The organism is Vibrio sp. 2304 (assembly GCF_033339475.1).
Taxonomy (GTDB): Bacteria; Pseudomonadota; Gammaproteobacteria; order Enterobacterales; family Vibrionaceae; genus Vibrio; species Vibrio alginolyticus.
Genome location: NZ_JAWOUQ010000005.1, coordinates 83526 through 104052, shown reverse-complemented (window position 1 = coordinate 104052; position 20527 = coordinate 83526). Strand labels below are relative to the sequence as shown.

The following is a 20527-nucleotide window of genomic DNA, read 5'->3' as shown; positions in this document are numbered from 1 at the left end:
TCTGTGAGTCACATGGATGATCACAATTTCATCTCTCAATCAGTAAATCTTACTTTCAAACATAATCCGGACAATTCCGTAATTCTTCCGCTGCTATCATGTTGTATTAACTGAATGAATTCACAACGAGTAAACGGATTGGCTTAGCGTTGAAACATTTTGTCGTTGCTTTTCAATTGCACCGTATGCATTTGTTTGCCATCCTTTTGCTATTCTCTTTTACGGAAAAGACACGTGTTAAAAAAACTCCTTCCTATTATCTCTTTGAGCCTACTCTTTGGCTGTGCTCAACAAAATGATCGTGCTCAGCAATATCTTGATGGTGAGTTTCCTCAGATCCTCAATCAAGTGGATGTGGTTGAGTCTAACAAACCACGCGATTTTACTGAATTTAACAAGCAAGCTGAGCAAGTGGTGATAAAGTCACCATCCATGGCGAAGATATACCAACCGCTATATCAACGATTAAGTGAGTGGGCGCAACAGAGCGGAGATACCAGTGCGTTGAGTGCGTTTGGCATTCAAGCCGCGCAATTAGGCGGTGGTGATCAAAAAGGTAATGTACTGTTTACCGGATACTTTTCTCCCGTGATGGAGCTGCGTCATACACCAAACGACATTTTTAAGTACCCAGTTTATGGCAAGCCAAACTGCTCATCAGATTGTCCGACTCGCGCGGAGATCTACAACGGGGCATTAGATGGCCAAGGTTTAGTGCTAGGTTATGCGCCTAATCGTATTGACCCGTTTATGATGGAAGTGCAGGGCAGTGGCTATGTGCATTTTGAAGATGATGATACGTTGGAGTACTTCGCGTACGCAGGGAAAAATAATAAAGCTTACGTTAGTATTGGCCGCATTTTGATTGAACGTGGTGAAGTGCCGCGTGAAAAAATGTCCCTCAAAGCAATCAAAGAGTGGGTGATGGACAACGACGATGCGACAGTGCGCGAGTTGTTGGAGCAAAACCCTTCTTACGTCTTCTTTGCGCCAAAAGCGGAAGCGCCAGTAACGGGGTCGGCTGGTATTCCTTTGTTGCCAATGGCGGCGGTCGCGGGTGACCGTTCTATCTTACCAATGGGGACACCAATCTTGGCGGAAGTACCATTGCTGAATGCAGATGGTACGTGGAGCGGTGCTCATCAACTGCGAATGCTGATCGTTTTAGACACTGGTGGTGCGGTAAAACAGAACCATTTGGATCTGTATCATGGCATTGGTGCGAGAGCAGGAACGGAAGCAGGGCACTACAAGCATTTTGGTCGAGTGTGGAAACTTGGGTTAGAAAACTCACCAACTCAAGCGCCTTGGGCTTTACCGCCAGAAAAGCTACAATAGTCGTCCAAGAGAGAGGAACACTCTCTTATCTAGACATTTCATCAAAGAGTGCGTATAAATCGCACTCTTTGTTTTTCTATCGATCATCTGGACTTCAATATGCGTGAACTCGATACCCCAGCATCTGACAGCTACAATCAACGCTTTGGCGGCACTCGTCGTCTTTATGGCAACAGCGAAGTAGACATTCTTCGCGCTGCACACGTTTGTGTGATTGGTATTGGTGGCGTAGGTTCATGGGCGGTGGAAGCGCTGGCTCGTACGGGGATCGGTGAGTTGACTCTGATTGATATGGATGATGTTTGTGTCACGAATATTAACCGCCAAATTCATGCGATGACGGGCACCGTTGGCCAAAGCAAAATTGAAGTGATGGCCGAGCGTGTCAAATTGATCAACCCAGAGTGTAAAGTCAATCTGATTGATGATTTCATCACGCCAGACAATCAACATGAGTACTTAAGCAAAGAGTTTGATTACGTGCTAGATGCGATTGACAGCGTAAAAGCGAAGGCGTCTTTGTTGGCGTATTGCCGCAGCAACAAGATCAAAGTGATCACTACGGGGGGCGCTGGTGGTCAGGTTGACCCAACGCAGATCATGGTCGCTGATTTAACGAAAACGATCCAAGATCCTCTAGCGAAGAAAATCAAAGACACTTTGCGTCGTCATCATAACTTCCCTAAGAATCCGGCTCGTAAGTTTGGTATTGATTGCGTGTTTTCAACCGAGCAGCTGAAGTATCCTCAAGCAGACGGTTCAGTGTGTGGTGTGAAGTCGACAGCGGAAGGCCCAAAACGTATGGATTGTGCTAGCGGTTTTGGTGCGGCGACTGTTGTAACTGCAACGTTTGGCTTTGTCGCGGTATCGCGAATCGTTGAGAAGTTGATTTCAAAATATAAGAAGTAAACTAGAAGAAGAGCGCATCATGACAGATTTTCCCGTTTCTCCATTTGGTACAGATATCACCAGCGAAGACATTGTAGCGACTATGCAGCAATTTAAAGGCTGGGAAGATCGTTACCGTCAGGTTATTCAGTGGGGTAAAAAGCTGCCACAAATGCCAGAAGAGCTGAAATCAGAACAAGTTACCGTTTCGGGTTGTGAAAGCTTGGTGTGGTTAGTGAGCCAAGAGCAAGATGGCGTTTGGCATTTTTGTGCGGACTCCGATGCGCGTATCGTCCGTGGATTGATTGCCTTGGTGATGGCGGCTTATGACGGAAAAACGGCCGATCAAATTCAAGCATTTGATATTGATGCTTATTTTGATCAGCTGGGGCTTGTCTCCCATTTAAGCCCGTCACGTGGTAATGGCTTGAAAGCTATTGTAGAGCAGATTAAGCAAACCGCCGTGTAACGAGTCATTTTCCCAATTCTTAAAAAACGCCGAATAGCCTAGCTGTTTGGCGTTTTTTGTATCTGAGTTGAGATATTTTTTGCATATGGATAAAAAATATGCAAATGGTCGACTATTTTAGCGTTAATTAACCATTCTATTGATCCTGGTTCATTATATTGCCCACTTGGTTTTTATAAACTCAATTGTATTTAAAATTTGTCTATATTAGATAGTAGACATATGCCTCATTCGCTCCTGTTCCCCAATGCTGACACGCATTTGGAGGCGATTGGGATATTTAGGTACAAACGCTAGGAACCTCCCTATATGCAATTCACCTTGGAACATGCGCAAGACGTGTTATCCGGAATGCCAGACCCCACTTTTATTCTGAGTGAAGATGGTATCTATATTGATGTTTTTGGAGGAACAGATAAAAAAGCCTATCACGATGGAAGCAATTTGATAGGTAAGACACTTCACGGCGTACTTGAAAAAGATAAAGCCGACTGGTTTATCGAACAGATAAATCGGTCACTGAAACAAGACAGTATTGTGACGATCGAGTACAAGATGTGCGCCGACAGCATTCAGGGAATAGATGCTAACAGTGGGCCAAGAGGCGACCTATACTACGAAGGCAAGATCTGCCCACTCGCTATAAAATACCGAGGTCGTCGCGTTGTCCTTATTCTTACACGCAACATCTCCAATCGCCACCGAGTTGAAACCCTTCTTCGCCATCAAAGCCAAATTGATGCTCTTACCAACATCTACAATCGACGTGTCTTTTTCGAAAAGCTCACAGAAGAGGTCATTAAAGCTCAAGAGCCGAACTATCACTCCGCGTTGTTATTGTTTGATTTGGACTTTTTTAAAGTCATCAATGATAAACGTGGTCATGATGCGGGGGATTATGTCTTAGAGACCTTAGCTGATTTGGTTTCTCACTTACTCGTCAAAGACGAAATTTTTGCAAGAGTCGGAGGGGAGGAGTTTGCGATTATTTTGCCAGAAACTTCTCTGTCGGCGGCGAAAGAGGTAGGAGAGGAAGTACGTTCCCACATTCAAAATTGTCAGTTCGAATTTGAAAAGATTGAAATTCCGGTCACGGTGAGTGTAGGCGTGGTGGAAATAGGCAGAAATGAAACCACCAAACGTTTGTATGCGCATGCAGATAAAGCGCTTTATGCTGCGAAAAGAAATGGCAGAAATAGCGTGGCGACTCTGGATAGGTAGATGGAGTAACCTTGTTGGTTACTCCAAATCAAACCGTTGGCGTTATAGCATGTCGACGGCTTTTTCTACGGCGGCGATGAGTCTATCCACATCTTCAGCCGTGTTATAAATACCAAAAGAAACGCGTACCGTGCCTTTAACGTTTAGCGCATCCATCAATGGGTGAGCGCAGTGGTGTCCTGCTCGTACCGCAATGCCTTGTTGATCGAGCAGTGTCGCCATGTCTTGGTGATGAACGCCGTCCATGACGAACGTCAGTACAGAGGCATTCAGCTGATAGCCTAGAATATGAATGTCATCCAAAGCGCTTAGTGCTTGGTAGGCCTTATCCTGAAGCGCATGGAGATGAGTCTCTACTTCATGATGGTCAAAACCTTGGTACCACTCAATGGCTTTCGCTAGAGCAATCGCGCCCGCAACGTTTGGTGTGCCCGCTTCAAATTTTCCAGGAAGTGCAGAAAACGTCGTTTTTTCGAAAGAAACGCGTTCAACCATTTTACCGCCGCCGTGCCATGGTGGCATGGCTTCCAAAAGTTCAAGCTTGCCGTATAAAACCCCAATGCCTGCTGGTGCATAAAGTTTGTGACCTGAGAAAACGTAGAAATCGATATCTGATGTCGATAAATCAAGTTGCTCATGTACGATGCCTTGCGCGCCATCAACTACAACAACCGCGCCAACGTTGTGCGCCAGTTCAGTGATTTTTTCGATAGGTTGGCGTGTGCCTGTTACGTTGGTTATTTGTGCGCAAGCAACAATTTTACAGCGGTCAGACAGAAGCGCCTCAAATGCACTGATGTCGAACTGGCAATCTGATGTCATCGGAACTTTAATGACTTTAGCACCCGTTTGCTCTGCCACGATTTGCCAAGGCACGATGTTGGCGTGGTGCTCCATCTCGCTAATTAAGATCTCATCACCTGGTTGTAACGTGCTACGGGCGTAGGTTTGAGCAATTAAGTTCAGTGCTTCGGTTGCGCCCCGTGTCCAAATGATCTCTTTAGAGCTGTTTGCACCAATAAAGCTTGCCACTCGTTCTCGTGCCGCTTCAAATTGGCTGGTGGCATTAGCCGTTAAACTATGGCTGCCACGGTGAACATTGGCATTTTGCGCACTGTAGTAATGACTGATGACATCAATCACACATTGCGGTTTTTGCGTTGTCGCTGCGCTATCTAGATACACTAAGGGCGTATCGTTGACGGATTGATTTAGAGCGGGAAATTGCTCACGTACAGCATTTACGTCAAACATTATTCTTCACCAAGCTTGTGGTAGTGCAGAGTAGGCAGAGGGAGCATTGGTTCAGCAACTGACCATGCGTGTTTTTTACCTGAGAGTTGAATGATTACTTCCATCGCGAACTCTAAAGCTGTACCCGGACCTTGACTAGTGATCAGGTTGTGGTTGATATCAAAGGTCACGCGTTTGCTGCGCCACTTCTCTTCCGGGATATGTGACTGAAAGCTCGGGTGACAGGTCATCAGTGATTGTGGGAAAAGATCATGGTGTTGCAATACCAACGCCGGTGCTGCGCAGATAGCTGCGACCAATTTTCCCTCATAGATGTGCTGCTTAAGGATTTCTATCATCACCGTACTATCACGAAAAATTTCTGCACCACCAACACCACCAGAAAGCGCTATGGCGTCAAACTCATCATCAGCGATATCGACCAGTTTACAATCGGCTGTTAGTGTGACTCCGCGAGAAGCTTTCATCGTCAATGAGCCATCAAAAGCAGCACTCGCTACCGTAACGTCATAACCCGCGCGAACCATCATGTCGATAACGGTGACGGCTTCCATTTCTTCGGTGCCTGGAGCGATTGGCACTAAGATTTTCTTACTCATTGTTCTGTCCAGCTTTGTTCTATTTGTTTGATGCGTTGGTAAAGTTTTAAATTCTCAGGCGTATTGATGCGATGTTTCTCGGCAGCCTTTAACAAGTATCCGGTTATAAAATCAATTTCCGTTCGACGCTGATGGAATACGTCTTGTCTCATTGAAGAATAGTTCTCAGCTGTGGCGTTCACCACTTGCATTACCGTATCGAAAAGAGAGCGAAACTCGATAGCAATACCTTCTTTACTCATTACTTCAACCAGTTCTTGAGTGATGCTTTCGAGTTGTATCTTAAACTCGGGCTGCGCAAGCTCACCATTCTTACACTGCTGAATCGCAGTCAGTGGGTTAATCGCGCAGTTAATTGCTAACTTAGTCCATAACGCAGATTGGATGTGTGGATTCCAAATGGCCTCTGGAAGAGCATGATGCATAACATCTTGCAGAAAAGCGCACTGCATTCCTTTGTCATTATAACCACCCACTTGCGTTGTTCCGTGACCGGTATGCAGTACGTGTTGGTTATCTGGTTTGTATGCGCCGTGCGTCGTTGTGGCGAGCACGATAGGATTGTTTGGCAGAGCCTTCTCCACGCCAGAGGCGGTACCCATACCATTGTGCATCAGCATGATAATCGTGTCTGCGTTGATATGAGGCAGTAAAGGCTGAATGGCGTCTTCCATTTGCCAAGCTTTTACCGTGATCAAAATGAGATCTGCTTTATTTACGGAGGAAATATCTTGATTACTGAATACGATTGCGGGTGTGTCATCCAACTGAAGTGATTGTTGGCTTTCAGAACTTCTTCCCCACAATGAAACATTGTGCCCGGCAAGCTTAAATTTTGTTGCCCAGAGTGAGCCCACCGCACCTGGACCGAGGATAAGGATATTCACCAAACGCTCTCATTAAAAAGGTTTGCTGCAAGGATAATGAGGGAAAAAAGGAAAGCAAATAAAAATGGCGCCGAAAGGCGCCATTTTTGAGCAAACTTAGTGGTTCAATTAGAACTTGTAAGTTACAGCAAGGTAGTGGCCAAAGCCAGTTGACTTGAACCCATCAGTATCTTTGATACCGTACACGTCTTTGTAACCTTTTAGACCGTAACCCACTGCGAAGCGGTCTGAGTGCCAGTAGATACCGTTGAACATTGCACCACCGTTTGACGCGGTTGAACCAAACTTGTTACCAGCATCATCATCCATACCGAATTGGTAATCGATGTAGCCTTGGTAAGAAATGAATGAACCGTTCTCGAAGAAGTAGAATGGTTTGAACCAGTTAGTCGAGATTTGGAAACCGTTCCAATCCTTTTTGTTGCCGTCGTAAGTGCCGTATAGGTTAACACCAACTTTACCAAACCAAGGAACCATTACGTCAGAACCTAGACCGATTTTTTGAGAGTTAACACCAGAGTTACCACCCCACTCGATTAGAGTTGCAACGTATAGCTCTTGAACTGGACCGAAAGATAGGTCTTTACCAGTTACCGCATCTAGAGACATACGTGGAGCGAATTTCATAAAGATCTTCTCTGCGCCAGCTTTGTCGCTACCTGGATCAGAAGTTAGGTTGAATACATCAACGTAGCCGTAAAGGTCGAAGATACCAGAGCGGCCGCCGAATTCCATTTCTAGGTAGTCGTGTGAAGACTCACCTGGAAGTTCGTCAAATGCACCCATTAGGTTAAATTGCATCCACTTGTAATCGTTTTTGTGAATATCGCCGTCAGAGTAATCTGCCGCCATAACTGGAGCTGAAGTAGCCGCTAGAAGGCTAAGAGCTAAAAGTGATTTACGCATAAGGGGACTCTCTATGTTTGTAATGATTCAGAACACGCAATCTGTGCTGCGCTTTCCAATTGGCGGGAATAATAGCGATAAAAATCCCAAATGAAAGTGATAAAGGGTGCAAAATGAAACGTTTTTGGTGAGTTGCATCACGAAATTATCTTTATTTACGGAACTTTTTGTTTGTTGCATTTTATTGCAATAAATATGTGATTTGGATCGTTTGCGTGAGCGATTTTATGACTTTTTAAGCCAGTCGATTAACCAACATAAATCGTTAGTGATCGGAGTGATAAGGGATTCGTATGTATCCGTGAATCAAAGAGGACGTTTGAATGAAAGAAGTCATGTTATTCCCACTCACTTCAGTTGTACTCCCTGAAGGTAAAATGAATCTGCGCATTTTTGAGCCACGATATAAGCGAATGGTAAAGGAATGCAGCCTACAAAATGTGGGTTTTGGAGTTTGCCTAGTAGGAAGTGAAGGTGACCCTAAAGACGTGGGTAACGTTTCATCTATCGGAACTTTGGTCAGGATCGTTGATTTTGAAACACTCAGTGATGGCCTTCTTGGTATTACAGTTGCTGGTGAGCAACGCTTTGTTGTCAAACGCGTCCGTGCAGATGCGGATGGCTTACGCCATGCAGAGGTTGAATGGTTAGACAATTGGCAACATCTAGACAACTCACCAGATTTCTTCTTTTTAAGCCAGCAGTTATCCCATGTTTATGAAGAGTTTCCTCAACTTGGAAGCCTCTACCAGCATCGTTTTTACGATGACTCTGCTTGGGTTACTCAGCGTTGGCTTGAGTTACTACCCCTAGACTGCAATCTGTTCGAACAGCTAGTCGGCGCAGAGGACTGTATTCCTGCGTTGCAATTTCTGACAGAAACCATAGAAGCCCCGACTAACAAAGAGGCAAGGATATGAAAGGATTTAATAAAGCTGCGCTAACTATTGTTGCGACATTAGGACTGGCGGCGTGTGGCTCCGACAGTGACACTATCGAGTATTCCAATTTACAAGCAGTGCACGCGTCTTCTGATGCGCCGCTTGCAAATGTGTGGATCAACGATAAACCATCATTAACGAATGTTGATTATGGTGTGGGATCTGGCTACGTTAAATTGCGAGAGGGGATGAATTCGATTCAGGTCGATGTTCAGCTCCCAGGTAATGAAACCGCGACCGTAATACCTAAAACAGAACTAGATCTTGATTCCGACCTCAATTATAACGTGTTCGTTGTTGGCGATGCCGATGGTTCGCCAAACCCAGTTGAGCCTTTAGTTGTGACTCGCAGCGCCGATTCAATGGCTGATGCCAATAGTCTAGATGTTCAAGTTGTTCATGCAGCTTCAGGCGTTCCTGCTGTTGATCTTTATGTCACTGAGCCAGGTGCTGCTCTTGCTAGCGCGACTCCAATAACTAACCTTGCTTACAAAGCTTCTACCGACGTATTGAACATCCCAGCTGGTGAGTATCAAGTTCGACTTGCCGTAGGAGACAGCGTTGCTTTTGACTCGGGCACAGTATCTCTTGCGGCTAATTCCAACTTGACGATTGCCGCTATCGGCACAGGAGATTCGAATAGCACGTCACCTGTCAAACTCTTGGTGTTGGACGGTTCGGGCTCTTCTATAATTGAAGATATGGGCAGCCAAGCTGAAGTAAGAGTCGGACACCTTGTCGATGGAGCGCCAGTCGTCGATGTTAACATTAACGGGGCGGCCTTCGCTCCTCTTGCCGACTTAGCGTTCAAAGAGATTCGTGGTTATTTGGATCTTGCTGCTGGCGCTTACGATATTGACGTTTACGTGGATGGCACAACAACCAATCCGATCATAGATGTTGACGGGTTAATGGTTGCAGGTGGAATGGATTACAGTGTTTATGCAGTCGGTGTTGTTAGCCCAGCGATTGATATCGAAGCTCTGATTGTTGAAGATATGAGACGCGCTGTGGCGACTAGCGCGACATTGAATGTGACACACGCGGCGGCTAATCCTATAGCGGAAATGGTGGATATTTACCTCACTACGAGTGCAGGAATAGATGGAAGTGATCCAACTATTGCTAATTTTGCGTATAAAAATAGCGTACAAGGATTATATGTCGCTGAAGGTACATATTATGTAACGGTAACAGTGGCTGGTAACCCAAGTATTGTTGCGGTTGACTCAGCACCTGTCAATGTAATGAACGGTGTTGTGTACCAAGTCGTTGCCATTGATGATGGGAACAACGGTGGTTTCAACTTGTTGGTCGATGACGTGACCGATTAGGACGAATGGGAGGAGGAGACTCCTCCCACAAATTAAGGCCGATTATGATGAGTGATAGCCCGAAAAAACTGGGGCGCAGTGATTGGAACGATTACATGGATAAAGTGAAGGATCGAGACAAAGATGCGTTCGCTTTTGTATTCCGTTTTTACGCACCCAAGCTGAAGCAATTCGCTTACAAACATGTTGGTAATGAGCAAGTTGCTATGGAGATGGTGCAAGAGACCATGGCGACAGTTTGGCAGAAAGCGCACCTCTATGATGGTGAAAAGAGCGCGTTATCGACTTGGATATATACCATAATCCGAAACCTTTGTTTTGATCTGCTGAGAAAACAGAAAGGTAAGGAATTACACATTCATTCTGATGACATTTGGCCGTCAGAGTATTATCCACCTGATCTTGTTGATCACTATTCACCAGAACAAGATATGTTGAAAGAACAGGTGGTTAAGTTTTTAGATATATTACCGAAAAACCAGAGAGATGTTTTACAAGCGGTATATCTTGAAGAGTTACCTCATCAACAGGTCGCGGAATTATTTGATATACCCCTCGGTACCGTAAAATCCAGGCTGAGGCTTGCAGTAGAAAAGCTAAGGCATTCAATGCATACGGAGCAACTATGAACAAACACCCAGATAACAGCTTGTTAGAAGCATACGCTTCGGGAAGCATTGATGCAGTTTCTGGTCTTGTGGTCGCAACCCATTTAGAAACATGCACCAAGTGCCGAGCTTATGTGAACCAAGTCGAAGCAAGTCAAGCGAACATCGTAAGTGACATACCTTCTGAGTATGTTTCTGAATTTGACGACATGTTCAATGACATCATCAACGCGGAGCCAGCGACTGATAACATCGTGATCCGCGACTCTGCTGCTGTTAATGTGGCAGGAAAAAGCTTCGCTCTTCCTAAAACCTTAGCGCGTTTCTCTGACCTCGTAGGGTCATGGAGAAGTTACGGAGGCAAGGTTTTCAGTGCTCAGATTGATCTAGGGGAAGACGCTCGTGTCAGCTTAATGTACATCGGGGAAGATGTGCAAATCCCTCAACATACGCACAAAGGCCTGGAGTCTACATTGATCCTACATGGTGGATTTAGTGACGAGGATGGCCAATATGAAGAGGGCGATTTGATGATTAGAGACGCATCAGTGAAGCACAGCCCTTACACTAAGGCCGGAGAAGACTGCTTGTGTTTAACCGTATTGACTGAGCCGATGATCTTTACTCAAGGCGTGGCACGTATATTTAATATGTTTGGTAAAGGGTTATACCCATAGACCTCTTATCTTATATCTCGCAAAACAAAAACCACCGAATTCGGTGGTTTTTTATATGTTTCGTTAATGTTTGTGACGTGCTTTTTCCAATAGAGCATCAAAGTAATGTCGTAGCGAGTACAACATAATCAAGCTTGGCACGACCATTACAGCGGTAAGCACGAAGAATGTGCTCCAATCATTAAGATAATCCACTAGCTCGCCACTGAAAGAAGCAAGAGTCGTCCGTCCGAAGTTTCCTAGAGAGGCAAGCAACGCATACTGAGTTGCCGAAAATGCTTGCCCGGTTAGAATCGTCAAAAATGAAACAAAAGCGACAGTTGAGAAAGCAGTCGTAAAGTTATCGACAATAATCGTGGCTAAGTACAAGTGCTCGTTTGGGCCTACCGAAGCAATCCAAGCAAACATCAAGTTACTGGCAGACATAGCAATACCGCCGATCATTAATCCACGTACAATACCAAACCTAACGTTGAACATGCTTCCGACAAAAGTAAAGAAGATGGTGGCTCCCCAACCGATTAGTTTGGAGTAATAGCCAATTTGTTCATTGCTAAAACCAATATCTTTGTAGAACGCGATCGACATCCTGCCCAAAAACGCTTCGCCAATTTTAAATAGGAAAACGAACAGCAACAGAGTAATCGCGACACGGACACCATTGCGATTAAAGAAATCAAGGAAAGGTTCCACAACAGTCACGGTAAACCAAGCTACGACTTTCGAACCAACTACTTCTTTGTGGCGTTGTTCAGCGGCAGACTGAAGTTGTTCGCGTTGAGTCTTAGGTTCACCGACTAAAATCGTAAAGACCATTAGACTGCCGACTATCACCGCCATCCCGTAATACACACCATTCCAACCGACACTGTCAGCATTAACAAACGCTAAATAACCCGGTAGTGAATAACCTGTCCACCAGCCAATGACCGCCATTGCAGAAGCTTGAGGCAGTTTAGACTCTTCTGACTTTGGGAAAGTATCAATACGAAAAGCATCAATTGCGATGTCTTGTGTCGCTGAAGCCGTTGCAATACACAAGGCGAGTAGTGACGCAAACACCAAGTTTTCCGCTGGATTAACACCGGCAATAAATAGGGTAGCGACGAGTACGATACTTTGACAAAAGAAAATCCAGCTACGTCTTTGCCCCAGCAGTCTAAAGAGGACTGGCAGCTTCACGCGGTCAACCAGAGGTGCCCACAGAAAGTTGATCGCATAGACCGCAAAAACGCTACCAAAATAGCCAATTGCGGAGAGGGTCAAGCCGGCATCTTTTAGCCAACCTGACATGTTTGAACCGATAAGAACCCACGGAAAGCCGCTAGAGCAGCCCAGCATGAAAACCCACATGAGTCGTTTATCGAGGTAACTTTTTACCGTTTCCAACCAAGTGATGGAAGGTAATGAAGACATAAATCAATCCAATAAAATGAAGCCGTTGAAAGAGAAAGCCCTTCGATTATTCAAAGGGCTTATCGTTTTGGCTATTTAAGTAGTGTAGCTTTGGTGATGACGATTTGCGTCTCTGGTACATCACGCATTCGGCCTACCGTCGTGGTCGGCTGCTGAGCCATTTTCTGGATAACGTCGAACCCCTCAGTAACCTCACCAAATACAGCATAACCTGGTGGTCGAGCGCCATAGTTGAGAAAGTCATTGTCGACTAAGTTGACGAAAAACTGACGAGTTGCAGAGTTTGGTGCATTGGTTCGTGCCATGGCGATGGTAGCACGGTCATTGTTTAGACCATTATTTCCTTCGTTTTTGATTGGCGCGTATGTTTTCACCATCTGCATATCTTGGTTAAAGCCGCCACCTTGTGCCATGAAGCCTGGGATAATACGATGAAAAATAGTACCCTCGTAGCTCCCATCTTCTACATATTTTAGAAAATTAGCGACAGTGATAGGTGCTTTCTCTTCGTTTAACTCAACCGTAAATGAACCAAGTGTCGTTTCAAACGCTACTTTTGGTCCAGCCCAAACGCTGCAGCTGAGTAGTGCTAAAGACAGAATCGCTTTGCGTAACATTAGAAACGCTCCTGCATGTATTGACGAAGCTCAGGGTCATTGGCAATCTCTTTAAGCGTCAATGTCACCACATCATTCAATGTCTCTTCAATATCGGCATCAGAAGCACTCAATGTGCCAGATCGCTTTGCTGTACCTGTATAAGTTTTGACTAGCTTGCCCTCAGGTGTCTCTGCTGTGATTTCCAGCACAACTTTAGCATCCATCTCATTTTCCATCACCGAATGCTTCACGTTGACCAACGCTTCTTGAACGCTCAATTCAATCGCGTTGTTGCTGTTTAGATCCGCATGGAAACCTTGAGATGAGAATTGCTTCTCTAATGCTTCTTCTAACGCAATACGTAAATTCTGTTTAGCATGAAGAGGAAGAATGTTCGAACGGCCGTTATCCACCAACGCCACGTACTGCGCTGCACGTACATCTTTGCTGGTCAAACTGTAAGTCTTGCCTTGAACAATTGGATTGGTGCTCAATGTGCTTTCTGGCATCAGGTTCAGCTGAGGTTGTTGAGGGGCTGAACACGCAGCAAGCAACGCAACCGAAGCCGCAAGTACCAATTTTCTCATTTTATTATTCCTTTTAACTATTTTGCTAAAGCTTATTTTGCGCTTAATTTAGCAGGATTTTTTGTAGCCTGTAAAATCACAAACTTATTGTTGGAAGCGATAAGTTTCACATTTTTATCGCCAAACAGACGTTTGAGTTTTGCGTCGTACCCGAGGTGACGATTTCCGATAACCAGTAAACGGCCATTTTCACTTAATACTTGTTTAGCATCGCAGAACATTTGCCAAGCAATATGATCGGTGATTGCCTGTTGTTGATGAAACGGTGGATTACACATAACCATAGAGCTGCTGCTGTGTTTAAAACCGTCCAAGCAATTGTTCGCTATGCACTGTATGTCTCTATTTTCACCAAGGTTGTCGCGTAGGTTCTGTTTTGCTGATTCAAGCGCCATAAAACTTTCATCAACACATGTTAGCCGAGCATTTGGATTCAACTGACCAAATTTAACAGACAGAACACCATTGCCGCAGCCGAGGTCGATGACATTGTCTATCGAAGGGTCTTGAGGCAGGTGCTGCAGCATAAAGCGTGCACCTAAATCTAAACTTTCTCCTGAATAGACATTTGGCATGTTCTTGAGTTCGATATCTTCGCCATCAACGCGCCAAGTCGTGAAAGGCATCACTTCAATCGGAGGCTCAACTGTTGCTTGAGAAAACACCAATCTGTGCTTTTTCCAGGCCAAAGATGTTTTTGTTTCGCCTAAGTATTTTTCAAACAGTTTTAGCGTCGAAGTATGAATGTCTTTCGCTTTATTGACTGCAATGACGGGGCAGGAAGCCGGTAGCGCCTTTCTTAATTGGCTTAGTATCCACACTAGATGGCGGTTACTTTTGGGCAGTTGCAGCAAGACGAGATCAATATTGGCAGGAACGAGGTCCATCGTGGTGGCAAACGCTACTTTATTGCACTGGTTTTGCTCGAGATTTTGCTGTGCACCTTTATGTGAGATGAATGAATCACTCATTAGCGTTACATGGTGCTTTTCCGAAAACCAGCAGGAGAGGGCACCAAAGCTGTCATTAATCACGAGGATGTTTTGATTGTCTGGCAAAGCAAGCTCTTCAACATGATTAATAAGATACTCATCACCGGCATCCCACGCTTGTAGCGTTTCGTTACTACGTTTTGGGAAACGATGAAGTGTTAAGCTTCGCTCGTGAAGGTTCAGTTCGGTTTTCATAGCTAAATGTAAGTTGATTTAGAAATTAAGTGTTATTGTCGCAAATGATGACGTGTCGAGATACAAAAAGCTGTCAAATTTTACGAGTTCAGTGATGACTGCTCTCTAGGCATGTTCATGGAGTCGAGCGCCTTGAGACAATATGTCTACAAAGTGCGTCAATAATGAGAGTGACGTTTGAGTGATGCATGTCTGCTTTACTTAGGTATATACTTATGGAATTCGCATCAATGAGGAACGAATATGATCCAAGAAATCATAGAGAAGAAACTACACAGTGAGCTGCAACCCAGCTATCTCAAAGTCATTAATGAGAGCTACATGCATAATGTGCCACCAGGCTCAGAGAGTCATTTCAAAGTGATTGTTGTGAGTGATTCGTTCGCGGGACAGCGTTTGATTGGGCGCCATCGTCAAGTTCATCAAATTTTGGCAGATGAACTGGATAACCACATTCATGCATTAGCTATTCATACATACACTGATGAAGAGTGGAAGCGTGAACAAGATGGCGCCCCTGATAGCCCGATGTGTATGGGTGGCGGTCACTAAAAACGCAAGATATAAAGGTGCAGAGAAAGGTGGCTTAAGGCCATCTTTTTTCGTTTTACATTCTTTAGGGACGTTAACGTGGCACAAATTCTGGTTAAAAAATGTGTTAACAGTGTTTCAACAAATGAATGGAAATTGCAGAATATTTCAGGCGATGAATATCACTTTTCCATAAGATATGTATGGAATATGGCATTTGTGCGATGGGTCAAAGTTATGACTATTCTTTGACCTTTTAGACCTGATTCTACCGAAATAACCCCTCTATTCTAATGATTGATCATGGCATCAAGTTCCTAAAAAATGCTAGACTACGGCACCTGATAAATCTCGCGTATTCCTTGTGACGAGATTTTTAATAGGATGTTGCGATTTTGATGTTTAAAACAACATCAAAACCGGACACTGATGTCGTGTCTAAAAGTTACGCAATCAAAAGAATCTTTTTCCCGATAAAAGTAGTGCAAGTGCGTATGATTACAATAAAGAAGGGCTTGGATCTTCCTATCGCAGGAACTCCATCCCAGGTGATTAATGATGGTAAGACCATCAAAAAAGTCGCCTTGCTTGGCGAAGAGTACGTTGGCATGCGACCTACCATGCATGTCCGCGTTGGTGATGAAGTGAAAAAAGCGCAAGTTCTTTTTGAAGATAAAAAGAACCCAGGCGTGAAATTTACTGCACCAGCAGCCGGTAAAGTGATCGAAGTTAACCGTGGCGCTAAACGTGTCCTTCAATCTGTAGTGATTGAAGTGGCAGGTGAAGAGCAGGTGACATTTGATAAGTTCGAAGCCGCTCAACTTTCAGGTCTAGATCGTGAAGTGATCAAGACTCAGTTGGTTGACTCTGGCTTATGGACCGCTTTACGTACTCGTCCGTTTAGCAAGGTTCCTGCAATCGAGTCTTCTACTAAGGCTATTTTCGTAACTGCAATGGATACTAATCCACTAGCAGCTAAGCCTGAGTTGATCATTAATGAGCAACAAGAAGCATTCATTGCTGGTCTAGACATTCTTTCAGCCCTGACAGAAGGCAAGGTTTACGTATGTAAATCTGGCACTAGCTTGCCACGCTCTTCACAGTCTAACGTAGAAGAACACGTCTTCGATGGCCCTCACCCAGCAGGTCTTGCTGGCACCCACATGCATTTCCTATACCCAGTAAATGCAGAGAATGTGGCATGGAGCATCAACTACCAAGACGTTATCGCGTTCGGTAAGCTGTTCCTAACTGGTGAGCTATGCACAGATCGTGTTGTGTCTCTAGCTGGCCCAGTTGTGAATAACCCTCGTCTAGTTCGTACCGTAATGGGTGCAAGCTTAGATGACCTAACAGATAACGAGCTGATGCCTGGCGAAGTTCGTGTGATCTCTGGTTCAGTACTAACAGGTACACATGCAACTGGTCCACACGCATACCTTGGCCGTTACCATCAACAGGTTTCTGTATTACGTGAAGGCCGTGAAAAAGAACTATTTGGCTGGGCAATGCCTGGTAAGAATAAGTTCTCGGTAACTCGCTCTTTCCTTGGTCACGTATTCAAAGGTCAGTTGTTCAATATGACAACGACGACCAATGGTAGTGATCGTTCAATGGTTCCAATTGGCAACTACGAACGCGTAATGCCTCTAGATATGGAGCCTACTTTGCTGCTTCGTGATCTATGTGCCGGCGACACAGACAGTGCTCAAGCACTGGGTGCGCTTGAACTGGATGAAGAAGATCTAGCATTGTGTACCTTTGTATGTCCAGGTAAGTACGAGTACGGTACGTTACTTCGTGAATGCCTAGATACTATCGAGAAGGAAGGGTAATTTTCATGGCTCTTAAAAAGTTTCTTGAAGACATCGAGCATCATTTTGAGCCTGGTGGCAAACACGAAAAATGGTTTGCCCTGTACGAAGCTGTAGCAACAGTTTTTTACACGCCAGGTATCGTAACAAATAAAAGCTCGCACGTTCGTGATAGCGTTGACCTAAAACGTATCATGATCATGGTTTGGTTTGCGGTATTCCCAGCAATGTTCTGGGGTATGTACAACGCAGGTGGCCAAGCTATTGCAGCACTTAACCACATGTACGCTGGTGACCAACTAGCGACAGTTATCGCAGGTAACTGGCACTACTGGCTAACAGAAATGCTTGGCGGCACTATCGGTGCGGAAGCGGGTGTTGGCAGTAAGATGCTACTAGGTGCGACTTACTTCCTGCCAATCTACGCAACAGTATTTATTGTTGGTGGCTTCTGGGAAGTGTTGTTCTGTATGGTGCGTAAACACGAAGTTAACGAAGGTTTCTTTGTAACTTCTATCTTATTCGCACTTATCGTTCCACCAACGCTACCTCTATGGCAAGCGGCACTAGGTATCACATTTGGTGTTGTTGTAGCAAAAGAGATCTTCGGTGGTACAGGTCGTAACTTCCTTAACCCTGCACTTGCAGGTCGTGCATTTCTATTCTTCGCTTACCCAGCACAAATTTCGGGTGACGTAGTATGGACTGCAGCTGACGGCTTCTCTGGTGCAACTGCTCTTAGCCAATGGGCTCAAGGTGGTAACGGTGCTCTAGTTAACACAGTAACTGGCGCTCCTATCACTTGGATGGACGCGTTCATCGGTAACATCCCTGGCTCTATTGGTGAAGTATCGACTCTAGCTCTAATGATCGGTGCAGCGATGATCGTTTACATGCGAATCGCTTCATGGCGCATCATTGCGGGTGTGATGATCGGTATGATCGCAGTATCGACTCTGTTTAACGTGATCGGTTCTGACACTAATCCAATGTTTAATATGCCATGGCACTGGCACCTAGTTCTAGGTGGTTTTGCATTCGGTATGTTCTTCATGGCAACGGACCCAGTATCAGCGTCATTTACTAGCAAAGGTAAATGGTGGTACGGCATCCTGATTGGTGCAATGTGTGTGATGATCCGTGTAGTTAACCCAGCGTACCCAGAAGGTATGATGCTGGCGATTCTATTCGCGAACCTATTCGCACCTCTGTTCGACCATGTAGTGATTGAGAAGAACATCAAGCGGAGACTAGCACGCTATGGCAAGTAATAACGACAGCATTAAAAAGACGCTGGGTGTTGTTATCGGGTTGAGCCTTGTTTGTTCAATCATCGTATCAACAGCAGCAGTAGGTCTGCGTGATAAGCAAAAAGCTAACGCTGTCCTAGATAAGCAATCAAAGATCGTTGAAGTTGCAGGCATTGACGCAAACGGTAAGAAAGTACCAGAGCTATTTGCTGAGTACATCGAACCTCGTCTAGTAGACCTTGAAACAGGTAACTTTACTGAGGGTAATGCATCTACGTACGATCAACGTGAAGCATCAAAAGATGCAGAACGTTCAATCGCATTGACACCAGAAGAAGACGTAGCTGATATCCGTCGTCGCGCGAATACAGCAGTGGTGTACCTTGTAAAAGATCAAGATGAAGTCCAAAAAGTTATCCTGCCTATGCACGGTAAAGGACTATGGTCGATGATGTATGCCTTTGTAGCCGTTGAAACTGATGGTAACACTGTGTCTGCTATTACTTACTACGAGCAAGGTGAAACTCCTGGACTTGGTGGTGAAGTAGAGAACCCTTCATGGCGCGATCAATTCATTGGCAAGAAATTGTACAATGAAGATCACCAGCCAGCGATTAAGGTCGTGAAAGGCGGCGCACCGCAAGGTTCTGAGCACGGTGTTGATGGCTTATCAGGAGCGACGCTCACTAGTAATGGTGTTCAACACACATTTGACTTCTGGTTAGGTGATATGGGCTTTGGTCCTTTCCTAGCAAAAGTTCGTGACGGAGAACTTAACTAATGTCTAGTGCACAAAACGTTAAAAAGAGCATTCTAGCGCCAGTATTGGATAACAACCCAATCGCGCTACAAGTTCTTGGTGTATGTTCTGCTCTTGCAGTAACAACTAAACTAGAAACAGCTTTTGTAATGACACTAGCGGTAACATTTGTAACTGCGTTGTCTAACTTCTCTGTTTCATTGATCCGTAACCACATTCCTAACAGTGTGCGTATCATCGTTCAGATGGCAATCATTGCATCGTTAGTAATTGTGGTAGACCAAGTGCTAAAAGCTTACCTATACGATATCTCTAAACAGCTATCTGTATTCGTTGGTCTGATTATCACTAACTGTATCGTAATGGGTCGTGCTGAAGCATTCGCAATGAAGTCTGCGCCAGTACCATCTCTTATTGACGGTATTGGTAACGGTCTAGGTTACGGCTTCGTTCTTATCACTGTAGGTTTCTTCCGTGAGCTATTTGGCTCAGGCAAACTATTTGGTCTAGAAGTTCTACCTCTAGTGAGCAACGGTGGTTGGTACCAGCCTAACGGCCTAATGCTACTAGCACCATCAGCATTCTTCCTAATCGGCTTCCTTATCTGGGTAATCCGTATTCTGAAACCAGAACAAGTAGAAGCGAAGGAGTAAGGACGTCATGGAACATTACATTAGTCTGTTAGTTAAATCGATTTTCATCGAAAACATGGCTCTGTCTTTCTTCCTAGGTATGTGTACTTTCCTTGCCGTATCTAAGAAGGTTAAGACCTCTTTCGGCCTAGGTGTTGCAGTTGTGGTAGTTCTGACTATCGCTGTTCCTGTGAACAACCTGGTATACAACCTAGTTCTGAGAGAGAACGCGTTAGTTGAGGGCGTGGACCTTAGCTTCCTAAACTTCATCACCTTTATCGGTGTAATTGCAGCACTTGTACAGATTCTAGAGATGGTCCTAGACCGTTTCTTCCCACCTTTGTACAACGCGCTAGGCATCTTCCTACCGCTGATCACAGTAAACTGTGCAATCTTCGGTGGTGTATCTTTCATGGTACAACGTGACTACAACTTTGCTGAATCGATCGTTTACGGTTTCGGCTCTGGTGTGGGCTGGATGCTAGCAATCGTTGCTCTTGCAGGTATCCGTGAGAAGATGAAGTACTCTGACGTACCTCCAGGTCTACGTGGTCTTGGTATCACATTTATCACTGTAGGTCTTATGGCGTTAGGCTTTATGTCTTTCTCTGGTGTTCAACTGTAAGTCG

The 20527-nt window shown here is 44.9% G+C and carries 22 protein-coding genes; 14 read left to right on the top strand and 8 right to left on the bottom strand.

Annotation, left to right across the window (positions count from 1 at the left end):
* Window positions 1-234: 234 nt before the first annotated feature.
* The 4 genes from mltA to R7P64_RS11900 all read left to right on the top strand — a co-directional run bounded on the left by mltA (window position 235) and on the right by R7P64_RS11900 (window position 3916).
* A complete protein-coding gene (gene mltA / locus R7P64_RS11915; protein ID WP_258644839.1) occupies window positions 235-1338 on the top strand; it encodes a murein transglycosylase A in 1104 nt (367 codons plus the stop codon).
* Window positions 1339-1437: 99 nt separating this feature from the next.
* Entirely contained in the window at window positions 1438-2247 is an 810-nt protein-coding gene (tcdA, locus tag R7P64_RS11910; RefSeq protein WP_005380241.1) for a tRNA cyclic N6-threonylcarbamoyladenosine(37) synthase TcdA, read from the top strand.
* A 19-nt stretch (window positions 2248-2266) separates the two neighbouring features.
* Complete coding sequence (gene csdE, locus R7P64_RS11905; RefSeq protein WP_053809816.1) at window positions 2267-2695, top strand: cysteine desulfurase sulfur acceptor subunit CsdE; 429 nt, start codon at window positions 2267-2269, stop codon at window positions 2693-2695.
* 309 nt (window positions 2696-3004) lie between these two features.
* On the top strand, window positions 3005-3916 hold the full coding sequence (locus R7P64_RS11900) for a GGDEF domain-containing protein (protein WP_154205086.1): 912 nt from the start codon (window positions 3005-3007) through the stop codon (window positions 3914-3916).
* 42 nt (window positions 3917-3958) lie between these two features.
* Here R7P64_RS11900 and csdA read toward each other — a convergent pair whose 3' ends face one another.
* The 4 genes from csdA to R7P64_RS11880 form a co-directional block, all read right to left on the bottom strand.
* A complete protein-coding gene (gene csdA / locus R7P64_RS11895) occupies window positions 3959-5170 on the bottom strand; it encodes a cysteine desulfurase CsdA (protein ID WP_086047004.1) in 1212 nt (403 codons plus the stop codon).
* Window positions 5170-5769: a DJ-1 family glyoxalase III gene (locus R7P64_RS11890; RefSeq protein WP_046874990.1), complete on the bottom strand. Its 600-nt coding sequence runs from the start codon at window positions 5767-5769 to the stop codon at window positions 5170-5172. Before R7P64_RS11890 ends, csdA begins: the two co-directional genes overlap by 1 nt.
* On the bottom strand, window positions 5766-6656 hold the full coding sequence (gene panE, locus R7P64_RS11885) for a 2-dehydropantoate 2-reductase (protein ID WP_085569840.1): 891 nt from the start codon (window positions 6654-6656) through the stop codon (window positions 5766-5768). The genes R7P64_RS11890 and panE overlap by 4 nt, the downstream gene beginning before the upstream one ends.
* Before the next feature lie 108 nt (window positions 6657-6764).
* Window positions 6765-7562 carry an outer membrane protein OmpK gene (locus R7P64_RS11880; RefSeq protein WP_005385292.1) on the bottom strand — a complete coding sequence of 266 codons (798 nt, stop codon included), beginning with the start codon at window positions 7560-7562 and terminating at the stop codon, window positions 6765-6767.
* A 323-nt stretch (window positions 7563-7885) separates the two neighbouring features.
* Here R7P64_RS11880 and R7P64_RS11875 point away from each other — a divergent pair, with 323 nt between their 5' ends.
* Genes R7P64_RS11875 through R7P64_RS11860 form a run of 4 tightly spaced genes read left to right on the top strand, consistent with a single transcriptional unit; the run spans window position 7886 to window position 11122 of the window.
* Window positions 7886-8482: an LON peptidase substrate-binding domain-containing protein gene (locus R7P64_RS11875; protein WP_318119071.1), complete on the top strand. Its 597-nt coding sequence runs from the start codon at window positions 7886-7888 to the stop codon at window positions 8480-8482.
* The gene (locus tag R7P64_RS11870) at window positions 8479-9837 is read left to right on the top strand and encodes a DUF4397 domain-containing protein (RefSeq protein WP_318119072.1); all 1359 of its coding nucleotides are present in this window, start codon (window positions 8479-8481) and stop codon (window positions 9835-9837) included. The genes R7P64_RS11875 and R7P64_RS11870 overlap by 4 nt, the downstream gene beginning before the upstream one ends.
* A 44-nt stretch (window positions 9838-9881) precedes the next feature.
* Window positions 9882-10466, top strand: coding sequence for an RNA polymerase sigma factor (locus R7P64_RS11865; RefSeq protein ID WP_017636022.1), 585 nt, complete (start codon window positions 9882-9884; stop codon window positions 10464-10466).
* A complete protein-coding gene (locus R7P64_RS11860) occupies window positions 10463-11122 on the top strand; it encodes a ChrR family anti-sigma-E factor (RefSeq protein ID WP_005380256.1) in 660 nt (219 codons plus the stop codon). The genes R7P64_RS11865 and R7P64_RS11860 overlap by 4 nt, the downstream gene beginning before the upstream one ends.
* 63 nt (window positions 11123-11185) lie before the next feature.
* On the opposite strand, the gene R7P64_RS11855 is transcribed toward R7P64_RS11860, so the two are convergent.
* From R7P64_RS11855 to R7P64_RS11840, 4 genes are all read right to left on the bottom strand, one after another.
* Window positions 11186-12538: an AmpG family muropeptide MFS transporter gene (locus tag R7P64_RS11855; RefSeq protein ID WP_318119073.1), complete on the bottom strand. Its 1353-nt coding sequence runs from the start codon at window positions 12536-12538 to the stop codon at window positions 11186-11188.
* Window positions 12539-12609: 71 nt separating this feature from the next.
* A complete protein-coding gene (locus R7P64_RS11850) occupies window positions 12610-13155 on the bottom strand; it encodes a peptidylprolyl isomerase (protein WP_005380258.1) in 546 nt (181 codons plus the stop codon).
* Window positions 13155-13724, bottom strand: a complete 570-nt coding sequence (locus R7P64_RS11845; protein WP_005380259.1) for a YajG family lipoprotein — start codon at window positions 13722-13724, stop codon at window positions 13155-13157. The genes R7P64_RS11850 and R7P64_RS11845 overlap by 1 nt, the downstream gene beginning before the upstream one ends.
* Window positions 13725-13756: 32 nt before the next feature.
* A complete protein-coding gene (locus R7P64_RS11840; RefSeq protein WP_005385302.1) occupies window positions 13757-14911 on the bottom strand; it encodes a methyltransferase in 1155 nt (384 codons plus the stop codon).
* A 243-nt stretch (window positions 14912-15154) separates the two neighbouring features.
* Here R7P64_RS11840 and bolA point away from each other — a divergent pair, with 243 nt between their 5' ends.
* From bolA to nqrE, 6 genes are all read left to right on the top strand, one after another.
* Window positions 15155-15463, top strand: coding sequence for a transcriptional regulator BolA (gene bolA, locus R7P64_RS11835; RefSeq protein ID WP_005380262.1), 309 nt, complete (start codon window positions 15155-15157; stop codon window positions 15461-15463).
* Between the two features lie 473 nt (window positions 15464-15936).
* Window positions 15937-17277, top strand: a complete 1341-nt coding sequence (locus R7P64_RS11830; protein WP_005380264.1) for a Na(+)-translocating NADH-quinone reductase subunit A — start codon at window positions 15937-15939, stop codon at window positions 17275-17277.
* Window positions 17278-17282: 5 nt separating this feature from the next.
* A complete protein-coding gene (locus R7P64_RS11825) occupies window positions 17283-18527 on the top strand; it encodes an NADH:ubiquinone reductase (Na(+)-transporting) subunit B (RefSeq protein WP_005380265.1) in 1245 nt (414 codons plus the stop codon).
* Window positions 18517-19287 (top strand): Na(+)-translocating NADH-quinone reductase subunit C, encoded by a 771-nt coding sequence (locus R7P64_RS11820; protein ID WP_005380267.1) that lies wholly within the window; start codon window positions 18517-18519, stop codon window positions 19285-19287. Before R7P64_RS11825 ends, R7P64_RS11820 begins: the two co-directional genes overlap by 11 nt.
* A complete protein-coding gene (locus tag R7P64_RS11815) occupies window positions 19287-19919 on the top strand; it encodes an NADH:ubiquinone reductase (Na(+)-transporting) subunit D (protein WP_005380269.1) in 633 nt (210 codons plus the stop codon). Before R7P64_RS11820 ends, R7P64_RS11815 begins: the two co-directional genes overlap by 1 nt.
* Before the next feature lie 7 nt (window positions 19920-19926).
* Window positions 19927-20523, top strand: a complete 597-nt coding sequence (nqrE, locus tag R7P64_RS11810) for an NADH:ubiquinone reductase (Na(+)-transporting) subunit E (RefSeq protein ID WP_005380270.1) — start codon at window positions 19927-19929, stop codon at window positions 20521-20523.
* Window positions 20524-20527: the final 4 nt, after the last annotated feature.